General features: G+C 64.5%; 23 protein-coding genes. 21 read left to right on the top strand and 2 right to left on the bottom strand.

Annotation, left to right across the window (positions count from 1 at the left end):
* The 20 genes from VKI00_RS21755 to VKI00_RS21660 all read left to right on the top strand — a co-directional run.
* Positions 1-1,103 (top strand): homoserine dehydrogenase (locus VKI00_RS21755; RefSeq protein ID WP_324441110.1); only part of this gene is annotated, 1,103 nt, incomplete at its 5' end.
* Positions 1,100-2,191 (top strand): threonine synthase, encoded by a 1,092-nt coding sequence (gene thrC, locus VKI00_RS21750; RefSeq protein WP_324441108.1) that lies wholly within the window; start codon positions 1,100-1,102, stop codon positions 2,189-2,191. The genes VKI00_RS21755 and thrC, both read left to right, overlap by 4 nt.
* 8 nt (positions 2,192-2,199) lie before the next feature.
* The gene (gene thrB, locus VKI00_RS21745; RefSeq protein ID WP_324441106.1) at positions 2,200-3,135 is read left to right on the top strand and encodes a homoserine kinase; all 936 of its coding nucleotides are present in this window, start codon (positions 2,200-2,202) and stop codon (positions 3,133-3,135) included.
* Between the two features lie 261 nt (positions 3,136-3,396).
* Positions 3,397-5,232 (top strand): transcription termination factor Rho, encoded by a 1,836-nt coding sequence (rho, locus tag VKI00_RS21740; protein WP_324441104.1) that lies wholly within the window; start codon positions 3,397-3,399, stop codon positions 5,230-5,232.
* 107 nt (positions 5,233-5,339) lie between these two features.
* Complete coding sequence (fadD1, locus tag VKI00_RS21735) at positions 5,340-6,947, top strand: fatty-acid--CoA ligase FadD1 (RefSeq protein WP_324441102.1); 1,608 nt, start codon at positions 5,340-5,342, stop codon at positions 6,945-6,947.
* A 144-nt stretch (positions 6,948-7,091) separates the two neighbouring features.
* The gene (gene rpmE, locus VKI00_RS21730; protein ID WP_324441100.1) at positions 7,092-7,346 is read left to right on the top strand and encodes a 50S ribosomal protein L31; all 255 of its coding nucleotides are present in this window, start codon (positions 7,092-7,094) and stop codon (positions 7,344-7,346) included.
* Positions 7,347-7,446: 100 nt separating this feature from the next.
* Positions 7,447-8,520, top strand: coding sequence for a peptide chain release factor 1 (gene prfA, locus VKI00_RS21725; protein ID WP_324441098.1), 1,074 nt, complete (start codon positions 7,447-7,449; stop codon positions 8,518-8,520).
* Positions 8,517-9,365 (top strand): peptide chain release factor N(5)-glutamine methyltransferase, encoded by an 849-nt coding sequence (gene prmC / locus VKI00_RS21720; protein WP_324441096.1) that lies wholly within the window; start codon positions 8,517-8,519, stop codon positions 9,363-9,365. Before prfA ends, prmC begins: the two co-directional genes overlap by 4 nt.
* Before the next feature lie 100 nt (positions 9,366-9,465).
* Entirely contained in the window at positions 9,466-10,119 is a 654-nt protein-coding gene (locus tag VKI00_RS21715; RefSeq protein ID WP_324441094.1) for an L-threonylcarbamoyladenylate synthase, read from the top strand.
* A gap of 33 nt (positions 10,120-10,152) precedes the next feature.
* Positions 10,153-11,361, top strand: a complete 1,209-nt coding sequence (locus VKI00_RS21710) for an MraY family glycosyltransferase (RefSeq protein WP_324441092.1) — start codon at positions 10,153-10,155, stop codon at positions 11,359-11,361.
* A 223-nt stretch (positions 11,362-11,584) separates the two neighbouring features.
* Positions 11,585-12,034, top strand: a complete 450-nt coding sequence (locus tag VKI00_RS21705) for an ATP synthase subunit I (RefSeq protein ID WP_324441090.1) — start codon at positions 11,585-11,587, stop codon at positions 12,032-12,034.
* On the top strand, positions 12,027-12,812 hold the full coding sequence (atpB, locus tag VKI00_RS21700) for a F0F1 ATP synthase subunit A (RefSeq protein ID WP_324441088.1): 786 nt from the start codon (positions 12,027-12,029) through the stop codon (positions 12,810-12,812). Before VKI00_RS21705 ends, atpB begins: the two co-directional genes overlap by 8 nt.
* A gap of 66 nt (positions 12,813-12,878) precedes the next feature.
* Positions 12,879-13,124 (top strand): F0F1 ATP synthase subunit C, encoded by a 246-nt coding sequence (locus tag VKI00_RS21695; RefSeq protein WP_324441085.1) that lies wholly within the window; start codon positions 12,879-12,881, stop codon positions 13,122-13,124.
* A gap of 9 nt (positions 13,125-13,133) precedes the next feature.
* Complete coding sequence (locus tag VKI00_RS21690; protein WP_324441083.1) at positions 13,134-13,646, top strand: F0F1 ATP synthase subunit B; 513 nt, start codon at positions 13,134-13,136, stop codon at positions 13,644-13,646.
* A 5-nt stretch (positions 13,647-13,651) separates the two neighbouring features.
* On the top strand, positions 13,652-14,992 hold the full coding sequence (locus tag VKI00_RS21685; protein WP_324441082.1) for a F0F1 ATP synthase subunit B/delta: 1,341 nt from the start codon (positions 13,652-13,654) through the stop codon (positions 14,990-14,992).
* 42 nt (positions 14,993-15,034) lie between these two features.
* A complete protein-coding gene (atpA, locus tag VKI00_RS21680; protein ID WP_324441080.1) occupies positions 15,035-16,687 on the top strand; it encodes a F0F1 ATP synthase subunit alpha in 1,653 nt (550 codons plus the stop codon).
* A gap of 6 nt (positions 16,688-16,693) precedes the next feature.
* Positions 16,694-17,614 (top strand): F0F1 ATP synthase subunit gamma, encoded by a 921-nt coding sequence (locus VKI00_RS21675; RefSeq protein WP_324441078.1) that lies wholly within the window; start codon positions 16,694-16,696, stop codon positions 17,612-17,614.
* A 24-nt stretch (positions 17,615-17,638) separates the two neighbouring features.
* Positions 17,639-19,090: a F0F1 ATP synthase subunit beta gene (gene atpD, locus VKI00_RS21670; RefSeq protein WP_324441075.1), complete on the top strand. Its 1,452-nt coding sequence runs from the start codon at positions 17,639-17,641 to the stop codon at positions 19,088-19,090.
* Positions 19,091-19,123: 33 nt separating this feature from the next.
* Positions 19,124-19,489 (top strand): F0F1 ATP synthase subunit epsilon, encoded by a 366-nt coding sequence (locus tag VKI00_RS21665; RefSeq protein WP_324441073.1) that lies wholly within the window; start codon positions 19,124-19,126, stop codon positions 19,487-19,489.
* 12 nt (positions 19,490-19,501) lie between these two features.
* The gene (locus VKI00_RS21660; RefSeq protein ID WP_324441071.1) at positions 19,502-19,945 is read left to right on the top strand and encodes a DUF2550 domain-containing protein; all 444 of its coding nucleotides are present in this window, start codon (positions 19,502-19,504) and stop codon (positions 19,943-19,945) included.
* A gap of 9 nt (positions 19,946-19,954) precedes the next feature.
* Here VKI00_RS21660 and VKI00_RS21655 read toward each other — a convergent pair whose 3' ends face one another.
* Positions 19,955-20,545, bottom strand: coding sequence for a cob(I)yrinic acid a,c-diamide adenosyltransferase (locus tag VKI00_RS21655; RefSeq protein ID WP_324441069.1), 591 nt, complete (start codon positions 20,543-20,545; stop codon positions 19,955-19,957).
* Positions 20,546-20,616: 71 nt separating this feature from the next.
* Between VKI00_RS21655 and murA the strand changes: the two genes are divergently transcribed.
* Positions 20,617-21,870, top strand: coding sequence for a UDP-N-acetylglucosamine 1-carboxyvinyltransferase (gene murA / locus VKI00_RS21650; protein WP_324441067.1), 1,254 nt, complete (start codon positions 20,617-20,619; stop codon positions 21,868-21,870).
* Here murA and VKI00_RS21645 read toward each other — a convergent pair.
* A partial coding sequence (locus VKI00_RS21645) for a hypothetical protein (RefSeq protein WP_324441065.1) occupies positions 21,832-22,106 on the bottom strand: 275 nt, incomplete at its 5' end. The genes murA and VKI00_RS21645 overlap by 39 nt on opposite strands.

The raw sequence follows: 22,106 nt of genomic DNA, 5'->3' as shown, positions 1-22,106 counted from the left end.
TCGACATCGTCGTCGAGGTGATGGGGCCGGTCGAGCCGTCGCGCAAGGCGATCCTGTCCGCGCTGGAGCATGGCAAATCTGTCGTGACGGCGAACAAAGCTCTGCTGTCGGTCGCTGCCGGAGAGCTCGCGCAAGCTGCTGAAAGCGCGCATGTGGACCTGTATTTCGAGGCTGCCGTGGCGGGTGCCATCCCGGTGATCCGGCCGCTGACCCAGTCGCTGGCCGGCGACACGGTGCAGCGGGTAGCCGGGATCGTCAACGGCACCACCAACTACATCCTCTCCGAGATGGACAGCACCGGCGTCGACTACGAGCGCGCGCTGGCCGACGCGAGCGCACTCGGCTACGCCGAGGCCGATCCCACCGCGGACGTCGAAGGCTATGACGCCGCAGCGAAAGCCGCGATCCTCGCGTCCATCGCGTTCCACACCAGGGTGACCGCCGACGACGTCTACCGCGAGGGCATCACCTCGATCACCCCGGATGACTTCGCGTCCGCGCGGGCATTGGGCTGCACGATCAAGTTGCTGTCGATTTGCGAGCGAATCACGACCGACGATGGGCAGCAGCGGATTTCGGCTCGGGTCTACCCGGCGCTGGTGCCGTTGTCGCATCCGCTTGCTACGGTCAGCGGCGCCTTCAACGCCGTGGTGGTCGAGGCGGAGGCCGCGGGTCGACTGATGTTCTATGGTCAGGGTGCCGGCGGAGCGCCGACCGCATCGGCAGTGACCGGCGATTTGGTGATGGCCGCCCGTAACCGGGTGTTGGGCAGCCGCGGGCCGAAGGAGTCGAAGTACGCTCAACTACCGATCGCGCCAATGGGTTTCATCTCTACCCGCTACTACGTGAGCATGAACGTTGCTGACAAGCCGGGCGTATTGTCCTCGGTTGCGGCAGAATTCGCCAAGCGCGAAGTCAGCATCGCCGAAGTTCGCCAGGAAGGTGTCGTCGGCGAGGGCGGGCACCGGGTAGGAGCCCGCATCGTGGTGGTCACCCACAGCGCCACCGACGCCGCACTGTCCGAAACCGTCGATGCCCTGGCTGATCTCGACGTGGTACAGGGTGTGTCCAGCGTCCTGCGGCTGGAAGGAACCAGCGAATGAGCCCGGCAAGCGCCGCCAAGACCGGCATTCATCGGCCGTGGCCGGGTGTGATCGCGGCCTATCGGGATCGGCTACCGATCGGCGACGACTGGGCTCCCGTCACCTTGTTGGAGGGCGGCACCCCGCTGATACCGGCAACCAGGCTCTCGGCAAAGACCGGCTGCACGGTTCATCTCAAGGTCGAGGGCCTCAATCCCACCGGCTCATTCAAGGACCGCGGCATGACGATGGCCGTCACTGACGCGGTGGCCCGCGGGCAGCAGGCCGTGCTGTGTGCGTCGACCGGGAACACGTCTGCCTCGGCGGCGGCTTACGCCGCCCGCGCCGGCATCACCTGCGCGGTACTGATCCCGCAAGGCAAGATCGCGATGGGCAAGCTGGCGCAGGCCGTGATGCATGGCGCCAAGGTCATCCAGATCGACGGCAACTTCGACGACTGCCTAGAGCTCGCCCGCAAGATCGTCGCCGACTTCCCGACGATCTCATTGGTCAACTCGGTCAACCCGCTGCGCATCGAAGGCCAGAAGACCGCGGCGTTCGAGATCGTCGACGCGCTGGGCGGCGCCCCGGACGTGCACGCGCTGCCGGTCGGCAACGCCGGCAACATCACGGCCTATTGGAAGGGCTACAGGGAGTACCACGCCGATGGCGTGATCGACAAGCTGCCGCGCATGCTGGGCACCCAGGCGGCCGGTGCAGCGCCGTTGGTGCATGGCGAACCGGTCAGCCACCCCGAGACCATCGCCACCGCGATCCGCATCGGCTCACCGGCGTCGTGGGCGCCGGCCGTCGAGGCGCAGCAGCAGTCCAAAGGGCGCTTCCTGGCCGCCACCGACGACGAGATCCTGGCCGCGTATCACCTGGTAGCCGGTGCCGAAGGTGTCTTCGTGGAACCGGCGTCGGCGGCAAGCATCGCCGGTCTTCTCAAAGCCGTCGACGACGGCTGGGTGGCGCCGGGATCGACCGTGGTCTGCACCGTGACCGGCAACGGCCTCAAAGATCCCGACACTGCGCTGCGGGACATGCCGAGCGTGTCGCCGCTGCCCGTCGACCCCGTCGCCGTCGTCGCGAAGCTGGGGCTCGTCTAGTGAACCAGATGCTGCCTGCCGGGCTGCTGGCCAGTTCGGTGGTCGCGGCGTCCAGCGCCAACCTCGGTCCGGGCTTCGACAGCATCGGGTTGGCGTTGAGCCTGTACGACGAAATCATCGTCGAAACAACGGATTCCGGCCTTGTCGTAGAAGTCGACGGCGAGGGCGCCGGTGAGTTGGCGCTCGGCCCCGGCCATTTGGTGGTTCGGGCCGTCGAGCGCGGGCTGCAGGCGGCTGGCGTCAGCGCGCCCGGCCTGAAAGTGCGGTGTTGTAACGCCATTCCGCACTCGCGGGGTCTCGGCTCGTCGGCGGCAGCCGTGGTCGGCGGCCTTGCCGCCGTAAATGGACTTGTCGCACAAGCGGGTTCGACTCCTTTGAGCCAGACCCAGCTTATTCAGTTGTCATCGGAATTCGAAGGGCATCCCGACAACGCCGGCGCGTCGGTGCTCGGGGGCGCGGTGGTTTCCTGGACCGACCGCACTGCCGATCCGCCCGGCTACTCGGCCGTGTCGCTGCGGCTACATCCCGACATCCGGCTGTTTCCTGCCATTCCCGAGCAGCGCTCGTCGACGGCGGAGGCGCGGGTGTTGCTGCCCGCGCAGGTCAGCCACGACGACGCCCGCTTCAATCTCAGCCGCGCTGCGCTGCTGGTAGTTGCGCTCACTGAGCGGCCCGACCTGCTGATGGCCGCCACCGAGGACCTGCTGCATCAACCGCAGCGTGCACCCGCGATGCCGGTGTCGGCGGAATACCTTCGACTGTTGCGGCGTTATGAGATTGCGGCTGTGCTATCTGGCGCCGGTCCAGCGGTGATTGCTCTGAGCACGGCTTCCGAGTTCCCCGCCGAGGCGCTCGAGTACGCCACCGCAAACGGGTTTGCGGTCAGCGAGATGACGGCCGGTGACGGAGTCCGCTGGAGTTCCGGAGTACCCGTCCGCAGCTAGCGCCGACTAGGGTGGTGAGGGGCTTCTTGCTTCCGGCAGCGAAGCAGGTTATCCTCGGAGCCGTCCAGCAATTGCAGCCTCTGAGTCTGCGTAGACACTAGGACGAACACCAAATTCTTCTCGGGGACGATGGTTCGCCATTAAACACCGCCAATCGGGGCGATCACCGTTGCAGAGTCGATTTTTGTTAGCACTCGGCGATTTGGCTGAATGCAACGAACCCCTCGCTTGATTCGATCAGCGAGGGAAGAAAGGAAATCCGTGACTGAAACGGACCTCGTTACGGCTGACGACAGCACCGAAAACCACAAGCTGTCCGACTCCGTGACCACCGACACTTCCGCCGACCACGACGCATCCGGGTCGGCGACAGCCGCCAACACCAGTGCGTCGGACGGTTCGCTGTCCACCATGGTGTTGCCCGAACTGCGCGCATTGGCCAATCGGGCGGGCGTCAAGGGCACATCCGGGATGCGTAAGAACGAACTAATCGCCGCGATTCGGGAAAGCCGCCGAGGGCACGCCAACGGTGCACCCGCCAACGGCACGACCAGCAGCGAGTCACACAATCACGCGGGCGAGGCTCCGGCCAACCACACCGAGGCCACCGCCGACGACACAACCCGCGCTGATTCCCGCGAAGAGGGATCATCGGCGAACCAAGCCGAGCCGCACAGCCGGGCCGAAAAGACCGACCAGAGCACTGACAGGCCGGCCCGCGAGGACACCAAGTCGGAGGAGCGCGACTCCAACAAAGACTCCGAAAAAGAGTCCGACAAGGGCGGCGATCAACAGGGCTCGGGCGGACAACAAAACCGCGGCGGCTCGAACCAGCAAGACGACGACGGTGACGGGCGCGGCGGCCGACGAGGGCGCCGATTCCGCGAACGCCGGCGTCGTGGTGATCGCCCGGGCGACGGCGGCGGCGGTGACACCGAACTACGCGAAGACGACGTCGTCCAGCCGGTCGCCGGCATCCTCGACGTTCTCGACAATTACGCGTTCGTGCGCACTTCCGGTTATCTCGCCGGCCCGCATGACGTCTACGTCTCGATGAACATGGTGCGTAAGAACGGCTTACGCCGGGGCGACGCCGTGACCGGCGCGGTGCGGGTGCCCAAGGACGGCGAGCAGCCCAACCAGCGGCAGAAGTTCAACCCGCTGGTGCGCTTGGACACCGTCAACGGCGGACCGGTCGAAGACGCCAAGAAGCGTCCCGACTTCAACAAGCTGACGCCGTTGTACCCGAACCAGCGGCTGCGCCTGGAAACCACCCCCGACCGGCTGACCACCCGCGTCATCGACCTGATCATGCCGATCGGGAAGGGTCAGCGCGCACTGATCGTGTCGCCGCCGAAGGCCGGTAAGACGACGATTCTGCAGGACATCGCCAACGCGATCACCAAGAACAATCCCGAATGCCACCTGATGGTCGTGCTCGTCGACGAGCGGCCTGAAGAGGTCACCGACATGACGCGTTCGGTCAAGGGCGAGGTCATCGCCTCGACGTTCGACCGGCCGCCGACGGACCACACGGCGGTCGCCGAGCTGGCGATCGAGCGCGCGAAGCGCCTGGTCGAGCAGGGCAAGGACGTCGTCGTGCTGCTCGACTCGATCACCCGACTGGGCCGCGCTTACAACAACGCGTCGCCCGCGTCGGGCCGCATCCTGTCCGGTGGTGTCGACTCCACGGCGCTCTACCCGCCGAAGCGATTCCTTGGCGCCGCCCGCAACATCGAGGAAGGCGGATCGCTGACCATCATCGCCACGGCGATGGTCGAGACCGGATCCACCGGTGACACAGTGATCTTCGAGGAGTTCAAGGGCACCGGTAACGCCGAGCTCAAGCTCGACCGTAAGATCTCCGAACGCCGGGTGTTCCCCGCCGTCGACGTGAACCCGTCGGGTACCCGTAAGGACGAATTGCTCTTGTCGCCAGACGAATTCGGCATCGTGCACAAGTTGCGCCGAGTGCTGTCGGGGCTGGATTCTCACCAAGCCATCGACTTGCTGATGTCGCAGCTGCGCAAGACCAAGACCAATTACGAATTCCTGGTCCAGGTGTCCAAGACGACACCGGGTAACGACAACGACTGACCAGTTAGCACATCACCGCGGTCGACCAACATCGCCCTTCCGCCTAGGTACTGACGCTGCGCCGGTAACGTGCCAGCCTGTCGGGACCGACGGGAAAGTGGTGAGCCGTGGCGGACACTATTCAGCAACTGCTTCGCACTCGCATTGGCGACGCCAGTCCGGCAGTGAAATACGGCGACCGGGTGTGGAGCTGGCGCGAGCATCTGGCGGACGCCTCGGCTGAGGCCGCCGCATTGATCGGGATCGCCGACCCCCCACGGTCCTTGCACGTCGGTGCGCTGCTGGGCAATACGCCCGAGATGCTCACCGCGATGGCCGCGGCGGCACTGGGCGGATACGTGTTGTGCGGCATCAACGACACCCGTCGGGGCGCGGCCCTGGCCAAGGACATCCTGCGGGCCGACTGCCAGATACTGCTCACCGACCCTGCGCACCGCGCACTGCTCGACGGGCTGGATCTGCCCGGCGTCCGCGTCATCGACATCTCCACCGACGAGTGGTCTGGTCTGCTGGCAGCCGCCGGGCCGCTCGTGCCGCATCGCGAGGTCGAGCCCACCGACACCCTCATGATGATCTTCACCTCGGGCACCAGCGGCGAACCCAAGGCGGTCCGGGTCACCCACCTGACCGTGATTTTCGCCGGCGCCAACCTGATTGAGCGGTTCGAGGTCGATTCGTCCGGCGTCTGCTACTTGTCGATGCCGCTGTTTCACTCCAATGCGCTGTTGGCCGGCTGGAGCGTGGCGGTCGGCTCCGGCGCGGCGATGGTGCCAGCTACGTTCTCGGCATCGGGTTTGCTGCCCGATCTACGCCGGTACGGCGCGACCTACATGAACTACGTCGGCAAGCCGCTGGCCTACGTGCTGGCCACCCCCGAACAGCCCGACGATGCGGAAAACCCGCTGCTGGTCGCATTCGGCAACGAGGCAAGCGACCGCGACATCGCCGAATTCAGCCGGCGTTTCGATTGCACGGTATGGGACGGCTTCGGCTCCACCGAAGGCGCTATCATCATCACCCGCGAAGACGGCTGCCCCGCAGGCTCACTGGGCCAAGGCTTTCCCGGCGTGAGCATTTACAACCCGGACACGCTCACCGAATGCGCGGTGGCCCGATTCGACGATGACGGCGCGCTGATCAACCCCGACGAAGCGATCGGCGAACTGGTCAACACGTCCGGCGCCGGCTTGTTCGCCGGCTACTACAACGACAAAGACGCCACCGACGCGCGACTCCGCCACGGCATGTTCTGGTCGGGCGACCTGGCCTACCGCGACGCGGACGGCTGGATCTATTTCGCCGGGCGCAGCGGAGATTGGCTGCGGGTCGACGGCGAGAACATGACGACGGCGCCCATCGAGCGAATCCTGCAGCGGCTGTCGGCGGTCAGCCAGGTGGCGGTGTACGCGGTACCCGATGAGCAGGTGGGGGACCAGGTGATGGCGGCGTTGGTGTTGGCGGACGATGCCGAGCTGACGCCCGGCGAGTTCGGCGAGTTCCTGGCGGCCCAGTCCGACCTGTCGCCGAAGGGCTGGCCGCGCCACGTGTGGATCACCGAGAGCCTGCCGTCCACCGCCACCAACAAGATCCTCAAGCGCGAGCTGAGCTCCCGGGGCTCCACCCCCGAGGGCGGCCTGCTGTGGACCCGCATCGGGCGCGACACCACGTACACGGTGGCTAGCCGGTCGGCGAAGCACCAGTTCAGCCCCGGTTAGCGCGGGGAATGCGCGGCGGCCTGCGCGCGTTTAGGGGGAGAGCGGCTGACCAGGCATAATCGACAGCCGAAGTTCAGGTTCCGGTTCACGTCCGATTACAAGCTTCAGTAGGGCGACCCGGCGACCACGACCGAAGAGGACATCATGAAATCCGATATTCATCCCGCCTACGGCGAGACCACGGTGCTGTGCGGGTGCGGCAACACCTTCACCACCCGCAGCACCAAGGAAAGCGGCCACATCGTGGTCGAGGTCTGCTCGCAGTGCCACCCGTTCTACACCGGCAAGCAGAAGATTCTGGACAGCGGCGGCCGGGTAGCTCGTTTCGAGAAGCGCTACGGCAAGCGCAAGGCAGGCGCCGAGAAAGAGGCTGGAGAGGCTCGAAAAGCCGAGCAGTAGTTTGCAGCGACGCCCGAACTGTTGCGGAAACCGCGCAGGCCGGGCGTCGTTTTGCGTTCGGATCTGTTGGATCGGAGCGGTTCGCTGTGAAGGGAGAAGCATGACGCAGGGCGTGCAGGCGATTGACGCGCTGCTGGCCGAACACGCCGAGCTCGAGCGTCAGCTGGCCGATCCCGAACTGCACAGCAATGCCGCCAACGCGCGCAAAGTCGGCCGTCGGTTCGCGCAGCTCGCGCCGATCGTCGCCACCCACCGCAAGCTGGAGTCGGTGCGCGGAGACCTCGAGGCCGCACGTGAGTTGGCCGCGGACGACACATCGTTCGTCGACGAAGTCACCGAACTGGAAGCACGCGCCGCCGAGCTCGACACTCAGCTCACCGACATGCTGGCACCGCGCGACCCCCACGACGCCGACGACATTGTGCTCGAGGTCAAATCCGGTGAGGGCGGCGAAGAGTCGGCCCTCTTTGCCGCGGACCTGGCCAGGATGTACATCCGCTATGCCGAGCGACACGGCTGGACCGTGACGGTATTGGACGAAACAAACTCGGACTTGGGCGGCTACAAGGACGCGACGCTCACGATCGCCAGCAAGGGCGACACGGCCGATGGCGTCTGGTCGCGGATGAAGTTCGAAGGCGGAGTACACCGGGTACAGCGGGTGCCGGTCACCGAATCCCAAGGCCGCGTGCACACTTCGGCCGCCGGCGTGCTCGTCTATCCCGAACCCGAAGAAGTCGGCGAGGTGCAGATCGACGAGTCCGACCTGCGCATCGACGTCTACCGGTCATCCGGGAAGGGCGGCCAGGGCGTCAACACCACTGACTCGGCAGTGCGAATTACCCACTTGCCCACCGGGATTGTCGTCACCTGTCAGAACGAGCGGTCGCAGCTGCAGAACAAGACTCGAGCCTTGCAGGTGCTGGCCGCGCGCTTACAGGCATTGGCCGAGGAGCAGGCGCTGGCCGACGCCTCGGCCGATCGCGCCAGCCAGATCCGTACCGTGGACCGCAGCGAGCGCATCCGCACCTACAACTTCCCGGAGAACCGGATCACCGACCACCGCATCGGTTACAAGGCACACAATCTCGATCAGATTCTCGACGGCGACCTGGACGCACTGTTCGACGCTCTGAGCGTGGCCGACAGGCAATCACGGCTGCAGCAGGCATGACGACTCGACTGCGGGGCGCGATCGACTCGGCCACGACATTGCTCGCAGACGCCGGAATCAACTCCGCACGCTACGATGCCGAGGAGCTGGCCGCGCAGTTGGCCGGCACCGAGCGCGGGCGGCTGCCGCTGATCGATTCACCCGACGACACCTTCTTCGATCGCTACCACGCCGCGATCGCGGAGCGATCACGCCGAGTACCGCTGCAGCACATCACCGGCACAGCCGCATTCGGGCCGCTGACGCTGTTCGTTGGGCCTGGCGTTTTCATTCCGCGCCCGGAAACTGAGGTCATGCTGGAATGGGCCATTGCGCAATCCCTTCCGAAAGCTCCGGTCATCGTCGACGTCTGCACCGGTTCGGGTGCACTGGCGCTCGCACTGGCGCAGCACTGGCCCGCGGCGCGTGTGATCGGCATCGACGACTCCGACGCGGCACTCCGGTACTCCCGCCGAAACTCGGCAGGCACCACGGTCGAGCTATTGCGCGCTGACGCCGCCGAGCCCGGCCTGCTAGCCGAGCTCGACGGGCAGGTCGACCTGGTGGTGGCGAACCCGCCCTACGTGCCCGACGGCGTCGAGCTCGAACCAGAAGTCGCTCAACACGATCCACCACGTGCGGTGTTCGGGGGACCGGACGGAATGACGGTCATCAACGCCGTCGTCGGGCTCGCCGGCCGTTGGTTGCGTCCGGGCGGCTGCTTCGCCGTCGAGCACGACGACACCACGTCGTCGCTGACCTCCGAACTAATCAGCGGCACAGGATTTTTCGACGACGTCGTGGCCCGATCAGATTTGACCGGACGGCCGAGATTCGTCACAGCCCACCGAAAGGCCGGCTCGTGAGTCGCGCCGCGACGATGCAGAGCGAGGCGATGAGGAGGAGCGGCGCTCGTGAGTCGCGCCGCGACGATGCAGAGCGAGGCGATGAGGAGGAGCGGCGCTCGTGAGTGACGTATTCGACTGCGCCGATCCCGAACAGCGTTCGCACGGAATCGTGTCGGCGGCCGGCGCCGTCAAAAACGGTCGGCTGGTGGTTCTTCCGACGGACACGGTTTACGGCATCGGCGCCGATGCTTTCGACAGCTCGGCCGTGGCCGCGCTGCTGTCGGCCAAGCGCCGCGGGCGCGACATGCCCGTGCCGGTGTTGGTCGGCTCTTGGCACACCATCGACGGTCTTGCGTTGATGGTGTCGCAGGCAATGCGTGACCTGATCCGCGCATTCTGGCCGGGCGCGCTGAGCCTCGTGGTCCGGCAGGCGCCGTCCCTGCAGTGGGACCTCGGCGATGCCCGCGGCACGGTGATGCTGCGGATGCCGCTGCACCCGGTAGCCATTGAGCTGCTGCGCGAGGTCGGGCCCATGGCAGTATCCAGCGCCAACGTCTCCGGCTCGCCGCCGGCCGTCGACGCCGACGACGCCCGCAGGCAGCTCGGCGACCTCGTCGACGTCTATCTCGACGCCGGCCCTTCCGCGCAGCAGGCCGCCTCGACCATCCTGGACCTGACCGGGTCCGAACCCCGCATTGTCCGATCCGGGCCGGTCAGCGCCGAGGGTATCGCCGCGGTGCTCGGTCTGGACGCCGCGAGTTTGACCGGCTGATCGCCGTGGGCGATTAAATCCAGTCTCAGGGTGGTGCAGTACGGTCTCGGGGTGGTTAGGGGTCCCCACGACCTGGCCGGCGGTCTGCTCGCTCTGTCTGACCGTGGCGCTGGTGTCCCGTTGCGTGAACTGGCGCTCGTCGGGCTCACGGCCGCGATCATCACCTACTTTGCGACGGGGCCCGTACGCCTGCTGGCGACGCGGCTCGGCGCGGTGGCCTATCCACGCGAACGCGATGTGCACGTCACGCCGACGCCACGGATGGGCGGTCTGGCGATGTATCTCGGCGTCATCGCCGCGGTCTTCCTCGCATCTCAACTGCCCGCTCTCACACGCGGTTTCGTCTACTCCTCGGGTATGCCGGCGGTGCTGGTGTCGGGCGCGGTGATCATGGGCATCGGCCTGATCGATGATCGCTGGGGTCTGGATGCGCTGACGAAGTTCGCCGGTCAGATCACCGCGGCCAGTGTGCTGGTCACCATGGGTGTCGCCTGGAGCGTCCTCTACATCCCGCTCGGCGGCGTCGGCACCATCGTGTTAGACCAAGCCTCCTCGATCCTGCTCACGTTGGCGTTGACCGTATCGATCGTCAACGCGATGAACTTCGTCGACGGCCTCGACGGGCTGGCCGCCGGGTTGGGCCTGATTACGGCATTGGCCATTTGCATGTTCTCGGTTGGCCTGTTGCGCGACCACGGGGGTGACGTGCTGTTTTACCCGCCGGCGGTCATTTCGGTGGTGCTGGCCGGGGCGTGCCTGGGCTTCCTGCCGCACAACTTCCACCCGGCCAAGATCTTCATGGGAGATTCGGGTTCGATGCTGATTGGCCTGATGTTGGCCGCCGCGTCGACGACGGCTGCCGGACCGATTTCGCAGAACGCTTACGGCGCCCGCGATGTGTTTGCTCTGCTGTCGCCGTTCTTGTTGGTCGTGGCGGTCATGTTCGTGCCGATGCTCGACCTGTTGTTGGCAATCGTGCGACGGACCCGAGCGGGTCGCAGCGCGTTCAGCCCCGACAAAATGCACCTGCATCACCGCTTGTTGCAGATCGGTCATTCGCATCGCCGGGTCGTGCTGATCATCTATTTGTGGGTGGGCATAGTCGCATTCGGCACCGCGAGCACAATCTTCTTCAATCCACGCGACAGCGCGGCGGTGATGCTGGGTGCCATCGCGATCGCGGTTATCGCCACCTTGGTCCCGTTGCTTCAGCGCCGCGACGACGTCTACGACGAAGAGTAGTAGCATCGCCCACGATGTGATACGGTGCTGGTAGAACCCGAATAAACCTCGCGGGTTGCCGGCCACCGGCCATCGGATTCGCCTCCGATTGGACCGACGTACGACCGACAAAGGGGAGTTGTCCCTTGGGTGATGCGAGTGCGGTGAATGCCCTCCGTTACGCTCAACGGGCTACGCCACGATCAACCAGGCAACTCCCCCTAGCGAGGACTGAGGTGCAGCAGTGACAACGCCAGCGCAAGACGCGCCGTTGGTGTTTCCCTCGGTTGCTTTCCGGCCGATTCGTCTCCTCGCCATCTCGCTTGGACTGACCGTCGTTGCGATCGTCGCGGCGGGCTCGCTCCACCATCCAATGGTCGGCGTTTTCTTCGGAGTCGGGCTGCTGCTGGGTTTGCTCAACGCCATCGGTGTGCAGCGCTCGGTTGCGGCGATCACCGCCGAAGCGCATCCGCTGAAAAAGAAGATGGCGGTGAACTCCGCAAGCCGGCTCATGATCATCACCGTCATCGGGCTGAGTGTCGCATTCGTATTCCGGCCCGAGGGGCTGGGCGTGGTATTCGGGCTTGCGCTGTTTCAGGTCTTGCTAGTGGCCTCAACCGCGCTGCCGGTCTGGAAGAAGCTGCGCACCGGCGCCGCCGACGCTGCTGAAGGGACAGGTAACAGCGATGACTGAGATGCTGCTGGCCGAGGGCGCCATCGAGGTCGGACACCACGAGACGGCGCAGTGGTTCGGCCTGACCGTCAACGTCGACACCGTGGCGTCCGCCGCCCTCGCCGCCGTCATCGTCATCGGGCTGGCATTCTTCTTGCGGTCCAGGGTCACCTCCACCGGCGTGCCGGGCGGCGTGCAGTTGTTCTTCGAGGCGATCACCATTCAGATGCGCAACCAGATCGAATCCGCAATCGGGATGAAAATCGCGCCGTTTGTATTGCCGCTGGCCGTCACGCTCTTCGTGTATATCCTGATCTCGAACTGGCTGTCGGTGCTGCCGGTGCAGTACACCGATCCGGCGGGCGGGGCTCCGAAAGAGTTGTTCGCCCCGCCGGCGTCGGACATCAACTATGTGTTGGCGTTGGCGCTGTTTGTGTTCCTCTGCTACCACCTGGCCGGTATCTGGCGCAGCGGCCCCGTTGGGTACCCCGCCAAGATTCTCAAGGGGCACGTGTGGAACACCCTGCCGAAGGCCGTTGGGGTGGTCTTCTCGCCGATCAACGTGGTTGAAGAAGTCGCCAAGCCGATCTCGTTGTCGCTCCGACTTTTCGGCAACATGTTCGCCGGTGGCATCCTGATCGCGCTGATCGCGCTTTTCCCGCCGTACATCATGTGGGCGCCCAACGCGATCTGGAAGGCGTTCGACCTATTCGTGGGCGCGATCCAGGCGTTCATCTTCGCGCTGCTGACCGTCCTGTACTTCAGTCAATCGATGGAGCTGGAAGGGGAAGAGCATTAGGACGGCCCCAAACCCCGGCTTCCGCATCACCCCCAGACCCTTACCAAATATCAAGGAGGATAAGCAATGAACCCCACAATCGCGGCCGGCGCCCTCATCGGCGGTGGACTAATCATGGCCGGTGGCGCGATCGGCGCCGGTGTCGGTGACGGTATCGCCGGTAACGCGCTGATCGCCGGTATCGCCCGGCAGCCCGAGGCGCAGGGTCGGCTGTTCGTTCCGTTCTTCATCACCGTGGGTCTGGTCGAGGCCGCCTACTTCATCAACCTGGCCTTCATGGCGTTGTTCGTCTTCGCCACCCCGGTCAAGTAGATAGTCGAGATGGGTGACATGAGCGCTGTCGTCCTGGCTGCCGCCAGCCAGGCTGAGGGAAACTTCCTGCTTCCCAACGGCACTTTCTTCGTTGTGCTGCTCATCTTCTTGATCGTGCTCGGCGTGATCGGCACCTTCGTGGTGCCGCCGATCATGAGGGTGCTGAACGAGCGCGAGAACATGGTCACCAAGACGCAGGCCGACAACAAGGCATCGGCCGAGCAATTCACCGCCGCGCGTGAGGACTACGAGAAGTTGATGTCTAAAGCTCGGGTGAAGGCGTCGGCGGCCCGCGACGACGCTCGGGCGGACGGTCGTAAGGTTCTCGACGAAATGCGTTCGCGCGCTGAAGAACAGGTTTCCTCGACGCTGCAGGACGCCGCCGAGCAACTCAAGCAGGAGGGGGACGCGGTGGCGGCGGATCTGCTCTCTCGGGTGGGTAGCATGTCCACCACGTTGGCCAGCCGTATCCTCGGCGTCGAGGTCACGACCTCAGTCTCAGCCACCGGGTCAGGTCGGTAGCGAAAATGTCGACATTCCTCGGGCAGCTGTTCGGATTCGGCGTCATCGTGTGGCTGGTATGGCGTTACGTCGTGCCGCCGGTGCGCAGAATGATGCTCGATCGGCAGAACGTGGTGCGTCAGCAGTTGGACGACGCCGCGGCTGCTGCCGATCGGCTCGCGGAAGCGAGCGAAGCCCACGACAAAGCGCGCAAAGACGCCAAGGCGGAGGCGGAGCGGATTACCGAAGAAGCCCGCGCCGATGCCGAGCGCATTGCCGAACAATTGCGGGCTCAGGCCGATACAGAGGTCGAGCGCGTCAAAGTTCAGGGCGCCAAGCAGGTCGAGCTACTGCGAGCGCAGTTGGTTCGCCAGCTGCGCCAGGAATTCGGTGCCGAATCCGTGCGGCGGGCAGGCGAATTGGTGCGTGGCTACGTCGCCGACTCGGCGCAGCAGTCGGCCACCGTCGACCGCTTCCTCGACGAGGTTGAAGCGATGGCGCCGTCCGAGGCGGAGGTCCAGTACCCGGTATCGGCGAAAATGCGTTCGGCTAGCCGACTGTCGCTGGACGCCGTGATGAAGCGCTTCAATGAGATAGCCAAGGATCTTGACGACCGTGGCCTGTCCGCGCTCGCCGATGAATTGACATCGGTCGCCGCACTGTTTGAACGCGAGAGTGTCGTCACCCGCTACCTGACCTTGCCGGCTGAGGACCCGTCGCCCCGAGTCCGGCTGATCGAGCGGTTGGTGTCCGACAAAGTCGGCGAGCCCGCGCTCGACGTCCTCAAAACGGCCGTCTCGCAGCGCTGGTCGGCCAGCAACGATCTGCTCGAAGCGGTCGAGCTCGTGTCGCGGAACGCATTGTTGACGCGCGCCGAACATGCCGGCTCGCTGGATGAGGTCGAGGACCAACTGTTCTGGTTCAGCCGGACCCTCGATGCTCAGCCGCGCCTCTCCATCCTGCTCGGCGACTACGAAGCTCCGGCCGACAGCCGGATTCGGTTGCTGCGCAACGTACTGGCGAGCGCAAGCACCACAGTCAATCCGATCGCGGCCGAACTGCTCTCCAAGACAGTCGAGTTGTTGCGGGGACGACCGGCCGAGGACGCGGTGCTTACGCTGGCCGAAGTGGCGGTGGCTCGACGTGGCGAAGTCGTCGCGCACGTCAGCGCGGCTGCCGAACTCAGCGACGCCCAGCAAGACCGCCTAACCCGAGTGCTGAGCCGGGTGTACGGCCATCCGGTGACGGTGCAGATGCAAATCGACCCCGAGCTGCTCGGCGGGCTCGCGATTACCGTTGGCGACGAGGTCATCGACGGTACGCTCTCGTCTCGTCTCGCCGCGGCCCAGACCCAGTTGCCAGACTGAAACACCACGTAGTCCATCAACAAGCAGGAAGAACGAAAAGCCATGGCAGAGTTGACAATCTCCGCTGACGACATTCAGGGCGCGATCGATGAGTACGTAAGCTCGTTTACCTCCGACACCGCCCGGGAGGAGGTCGGCTCTGTCACCGACACCGGCGACGGTATTGCGCACGTCGAGGGCTTGCCGTCGGTGATGACCCAAGAGCTGCTGGAATTCCCGGGCGGGGTTTTGGGCGTGGCGCTCAACCTCGACGAGCACAGTATCGGCGCGGTGATCCTGGGCGACTTCGAGAAAATTGAACAGGGTCAGCAGGTGAAGCGCACCGGCGAGGTGCTGTCGGTACCAGTCGGCGATGAGTTCCTCGGTCGAGTCGTCGATCCGCTCGGCCACCCGATCGATGGCCGCGGTGACATCGAAGCCGCCGAGCGCAGGGCGTTGGAGGTTCAGGCTCCGTCGGTGGTGCAGCGGCAGGGCGTCAAGGAGCCGCTGCAGACCGGCATTAAGGCCATCGACGCGATGACGCCGATCGGCCGCGGCCAGCGACAGCTGATCATCGGCGACCGTAAGACCGGCAAGACCACCGTCTGCGTGGACACCATCCTCAACCAGCGACAGAACTGGGAATCCGGTGATGAGAAAAAGCAGGTGCGGTGTGTCTATGTAGCCATCGGGCAAAAGGGCACCACGATCGCCTCCGTCCACCACACGCTGGAAGAGGGCGGCGCGATGGACTACACGACGATTGTTGCCGCGCCCGCATCTGACTCTGCTGGCTTCAAATGGCTTGCGCCATATACCGGTTCGGCGATCGCTCAGCACTGGATGTATGAGGGCAAGCATGTGCTGATCGTGTTCGACGACCTGAGCAAGCAGGCCGAGGCCTACCGGGCGATCTCGCTGCTGCTGCGCCGCCCGCCCGGCCGCGAGGCCTACCCGGGCGACGTCTTCTATTTGCACTCGCGCCTGCTGGAACGCTGCGCCAAGCTTTCCGACGATCTCGGTGGCGGCTCATTGACCGGCCTGCCCGTCATCGAGACCAAAGCCAACGACATCTCGGCTTACATCCCGACCAACGTCATCTCGATCACGGACGGGCAGTGCTTCCTGGAGTCCGATCTGTTCAACCAGGGCGTCCGGCCGGCCATCAACGTCGGTGTTTCGGTTTCCCGGGTGGGCGGTGCTGCGCAGATCAAGGCGATGAAGGACGTGGCCGGATCGCTGCGGCTGGACCTGTCGCAGTTCCGCGAACTGGAGTCGTTCGCGGCCTTCGCCTCGGACTTGGACGCGACGTCGAAAGCGCAGTTGGAGCGGGGCGCTCGACTCGTGGAACTGCTCAAGCAACCGCAAAACGAACCAGTCCCGGTTGAGGAGCAGGTGGTTGCGATCTTCCTCGGTACCGGTGGCCACCTGGACTCGGTTCCAGTCGAAGACGTACGTCGCTTCGAGAGCGAGTTCCTCGACCACCTTCGGGCGTCCGAAGGGGGCATCTTGTCCGAGATCCGGGAATCCCAGAAACTCACCGAGGACATGGAAAACAAGTTGGTCGAGACGATCAACGAATTCAAGAAGGGCTTTGCGGCTACCGGCGGCGGCTCGGTGGTGCCCGACGAGCACGTGGAAGCCCTCGACGAAGAGAAATTGGCGAAAGAAGCTGTGCGGGTTCACAAGCCCGCGCCGCCGGAGCAGAAGAAGTAATCGAGAATGGCTGCCACACTTCGTGAACTGCGGGGTCGGATCCGCTCCGCCGGGTCGATCAAGAAGATCACCAAGGCGCAGGAAATGATCGCGACGTCGCGTATCGGCAAGGCTCAGACGCGGCTGCAGGCGGCCCGGCCCTACGCCACCGAGATCACCAACATGCTCACCACCCTGGCCGCCGAAGCCGCTTTGGACCATCCGCTGCTGGTCGAGCACGCCGAACCGAAACGGGCCGGCGTGCTGGTGGTCTCGTCTGACCGCGGCCTTTGTGGTGCGTACAACTCCAGCGCCTTCCGTCGGGCTGAGGAGCTCTTCTCGCTGCTGCGAGAAGCCGGCAAGACGCCGGTACTCTACACAGTCGGACGTAAAGCACTGGGTTACTACAAATTCCGAAACTGGGACATCAGCGAGTCGTGGACCGGCTTTTCGGAGCAGCCCAGCTACGAGGATGCCGCGAAGATCGCTGAGACACTGGTAGGCGCCTTCATGTCCGGCGCCGAGAACGACGGCGAACATCCGGAGCAGGCGGACTCTGCTGGGGTCGACGAGTTGCACATTGTCTACACCGAGTTCAAGTCGATGATGTCGCAGTCGGCGGAGGCACATCGCATCGCCCCGATGGTTGTGGAGTACGTCGAGGACCCCGGACCGTTCACCTTGTACTCATTCGAGCCCGATGCGACGACGCTGTTCGACTCGCTGTTGCCGCGCTATCTGACCACCCGCGTGTATGCGGCGCTCCTCGAGTCCGCTGCCTCAGAGCTGGCATCACGGCAACGGGCGATGAAGTCGGCGAGTGACAATGCTGACGATCTCATCAAGGCCCTCACGCTCGAGGCCAACCGGGAACGGCAGGCCCAGATCACCCAGGAAATCAGCGAAATCGTAGGTGGCGCAAACGCGCTCGCCGATGCCGCGAAATAAGCCCCATTAGGAAGCGAAGAAGATATGGCTGCTACCACCGAGAATTCGAAGAACTCCAAGAACACCGACACGAATGGCCGCGTGGTGCGAATCACCGGACCCGTTGTCGACGTTGAGTTTCCCCGTGGCTCCGTGCCGGAGTTGTTCAACGCTCTGCACGCCGACGTCACCTTCGAGGCACTCGCCAAGACGTTGACGCTGGAGGTAGCGCAGCACCTCGGCGACAACTTGGTCCGCACCATCTCGATGCAGCCGACCGACGGGTTGGTGCGCGGCGTCGAGGTCACCGACACCGGAGACTCGATTTCCGTCCCCGTCGGCGACGGCGTCAAGGGCCATGTGTTCAACGCGCTGGGCCACTGCCTGGACGAGCCAGGCTACGGAGAAGACTTCGACCACTGGGGGATCCACCGCAAGCCGCCGCCGTTCGACGAGCTGGAACCGCGGACCGAAATGCTCGAGACCGGTCTGAAGGTGGTCGACTTGCTGACGCCCTACGTGCGCGGTGGCAAGATCGCGCTGTTCGGCGGTGCGGGCGTGGGCAAAACGGTTCTGATTCAGGAGATGATCAACCGCATCGCCCGAAACTTCGGCGGCACTTCGGTGTTCGCGGGCGTGGGGGAGCGCACCCGCGAGGGCAACGACCTGTGGGTCGAACTTGGCGAAGCCGACGTGCTCAAGGACACCGCGCTGGTGTTCGGTCAGATGGATGAGCCGCCCGGCACTCGTATGCGGGTGGCGTTGTCGGCATTGACGATGGCCGAGTACTTCCGCGACGAGCAGGGCCAGGACGTGTTGTTGTTCATCGACAACATCTTCCGGTTCACCCAGGCCGGATCCGAGGTGTCCACACTGCTCGGGCGGATGCCGTCGGCGGTGGGATATCAGCCCACGCTGGCCGATGAAATGGGCGAGCTCCAGGAACGGATCACCTCGACACGTGGTAAGTCCATCACCTCGATGCAGGCCGTGTACGTGCCCGCCGACGACTACACCGACCCGGCGCCGGCGACGACGTTCGCGCACCTGGACGCCACGACCGAGCTGAGCCGGTCGGTGTTCTCCAAGGGCATCTTCCCGGCGGTGGATCCGTTGGCGTCCAGCTCCACTATCCTGGACCCCGCAGTGGTTGGCGACGAGCACTACCGGGTGGCGCAGGAAGTCATTCGAATCCTGCAGCGCTACAAGGACCTTCAAGACATCATCGCAATTCTGGGTATCGACGAGTTATCCGAAGAAGACAAGCAACAGGTCAACCGGGCGCGACGCATCGAGCGGTTCCTCTCGCAGAACATGATGGCGGCCGAACAATTCACCGGTCAGCCGGGCTCCACTGTGCCGGTGAAGGAGACGATCGAGGCGTTCGACAAGCTCGCAAAGGGCGATTTCGACCATGTGCCCGAGCAGGCGTTCTTCCTCATCGGCGGCCTTGACGACCTGGCCAAGAAGGCTGAAAGCTTCGGCGCCAAGCTGTGATCTGTTCTTGCCAGCGGCGAAAGGTGGCTTGACATGGCCGACATGAACGTGGAGATCGTTGCCGTCGACCGGAAGATTTGGTCCGGCGAGGCGATGTTCATCTTCACCCGCACCACCGTTGGCGAGATCGGTATCCTGCCAAGGCATATCCCGCTGGTGGCGCAGCTGGTCGACGATGCCATGGTTCGCGTCGAACGTGAGGGCGAGAACGACCTGCGCATCGCGGTGGACGGCGGCTTTATGTCGGTGACCGAGGAGGGGGTCACCATCCTCGCCGAGTCCGCGGAATTTGAGTCGGAGATCGATGAGACTGCGGCCAAAGAGGATTCGGAGTCAGACGATCCCCGCATCGCCGCCAGGGGGCGGGCCAGACTGCGCGCTGTCGGCGCGCTCGACTAGCGGGCCGCGGCGATGAGCGCGCTCATGATGACCATGGTCGTGCTCGTCGCGGTGTTGGGAATTGCCGTCGTCGCCTTGAGTTATCGCTTGTGGAAGCTGCGCCAGGGCGGGACCGCGGCGATCATGCGGGATATCCCGGCGGTCGGTGGCCATGGATGGCGCCACGGCGTCATTCGCTACCGGGGTAGTGATGCCGCCTTCTACCGACTGTCCAGTGTTCGCTTGTGGCCGGATCGTCAGCTCAACAGGCGTGGTGTGGAGATCGTTTCGCGGCGGTCGCCACGCGGTGACGAGTTCGACATCATGACCGAAGAGATCATTGTGTTGGAACTGCGCGACACAACGCAGGACCGTAGGGCGGGCTATGAAATCGCGCTGGACCGAGGCGCATTCACCGCCTTCCAATCGTGGTTGGAATCGCGTCCCTCGCCACGCGCGCGACGCCGCAGCACCTGATCTGCGGGGTTACTTGTCGGGCCCCTCGCGCCGTCCGCCGCCCGGTTGCCACAGCACGTCGCCGTCCGGGTTGGCCAGGCGGCACAAGATAAACAGCAAGTCGGACAATCGATTCAGGTACTTCGCGGGTAGCGGGCTGACGTCTGACGGGTGCAGGTCGATCGCGGACCACGCCGAACGCTCCGCGCGGCGCACTGACGTTCGGGCGACATGCAGCAGCGCCGAAAGTGGCGAACCGCCGGGGAGCACAAAGGAGTTGAGTGCTGGCAGGCCCTCGTTGAACTCGTCACACCACTTCTCGAGTCGGTCGATGTATGACTGTGTGATGCGCAGCGGAGGATACTTCGGATTCTCCACGACAGGGGTTGAGAGATCTGCGCCGGCGTCGAACAGGTCGTTCTGGATCTGCCGTAAAACGTCGGTTAGTTCCTGCTTCGGGTTTCCCAACGCGAGCGCGACGCCGATCGTCGAGTTGGCTTCGTCGCAGTCGGCATATGCCACCAGCCGCGCGTCGTTCTTGGAGACCCGTGAGAAATCGCTCAACCCCGTGGTTCCGTCGTCACCGGTCCGGGTGTAGATGCGGGTCAGGTGTACTGCCATGACTAAAAACCGTACCGCTCTGACCGCCATGCCGACTGACAGGGCGATACCGCTTCACTAAACTAGCGCGGGTGGCCGAGCGTTTCGTGGTAACCGGTGGCAGTCGGTTGTCGGGCGAAGTCGCTGTTGGTGGCGCAAAGAACAGCGTTCTCAAGTTGATGGCTGCGGCCCTCCTCGCTGAAGGCACCAGCACGATCACCAACTGTCCCGACATCCTCGATGTCCCGCTGATGGCGGAGGTGTTGAGGGGCCTGGGCGCCACCGTCGAGTTGGCCGGGGCAACCGTGCGCATCACCTCCCCGGACGAGCCGAAATACGACGCCGACTTCGCCGCGGTCCGTCAGTTCCGAGCGTCGGTCTGCGTGCTCGGCCCGCTCGTCGGGCGGTGCAAGCGGGCCAAAGTCGCTCTGCCGGGCGGTGACGCCATCGGGTCACGGCCGCTGGACATGCACCAGGCCGGTCTGCGGCAGCTGGGAGCCGTCTGCAATATCGAGCACGGCTGCGTCGTTGCCCACGCAGATAGCTTGCGGGGCGCCGAAATTCAGTTGGAGTTCCCATCAGTCGGGGCCACCGAAAACATCTTGATGGCTGCGGTGTTGGCGGAGGGCGTCACGACAATTCGCAATGCGGCGCGCGAACCCGACGTGGTGGACCTGTGCACGATGTTGAACCAGATGGGTGCGCGGGTCGAAGGCGCCGGTTCCCCGACGATGACCATCACCGGTGTACCCCGGCTGTACCCGACCGAGCATCGCGTGATCGGCGACCGGATCGTGGCGGCCACCTGGGGCATCGCCGCGGCGATGACCCGCGGTGACATCACGGTCACCGGGGTTGATCCGGCGCATCTTCAGGTTGTACTGCACAAGCTGCACGACGCGGGCGCCACCGTCACCCAGACCGACGACAGTTTTCGGGTGACCCAGTACGAGCGCCCCAAGGCCGTCAATGTCGCGACGTTGCCGTTCCCGGGGTTCCCGACGGATTTGCAGCCGATGGCGATTGGCCTGGCGTCGATCGCCGATGGCACATCGATGATCACCGAGAACGTGTTCGAGGCACGCTTCCGTTTTGTCGAGGAGATGATCCGCCTTGGCGCCGACGCCCGCACTGACGGGCACCATGCGGTCGTGCGAGGCCTCCCACAATTATCGAGTGCACCCGTGTGGTCGTCGGACATCCGGGCCGGCGCCGGTCTGGTGCTCGCCGGATTGGTCGCCGACGGTGACACCGAGGTGCACGATGTCTTTCACATCGACCGCGGCTATCCGCTGTTCGTGGAGAATCTAGCCAGTCTCGGAGCGGAGATAGAGCGCGTAGAGTAGTTGAGACATAACGACTCTCGCCGGTCCTACGCGGAGCGGCAGCGAGTTGACCGTGCCTGTGCCATGGAGTATAGTGGCAGGGTTGCCTATCAATTGGGTGTTGTTTGAGAACTCAATAGTGTGTTTGGTGGTTTTGTTTTTGTTGTTGTTTTTTTGACTGCGCTTGTGGCGTCCCGTGTCATGGGTGTGGTTGTTTTTTGTTGATGCCAGTTTTTTGGTGTTTTTTGTTAGGTCAG

Source organism: Mycobacterium sp. (assembly GCF_035314665.1).
Taxonomy (GTDB): domain Bacteria; phylum Actinomycetota; class Actinomycetes; order Mycobacteriales; family Mycobacteriaceae; genus Mycobacterium.
The sequence above is the reverse complement of the archived record's forward strand: the minus strand, read 5'-3'. Positions and strand labels throughout refer to the sequence as shown.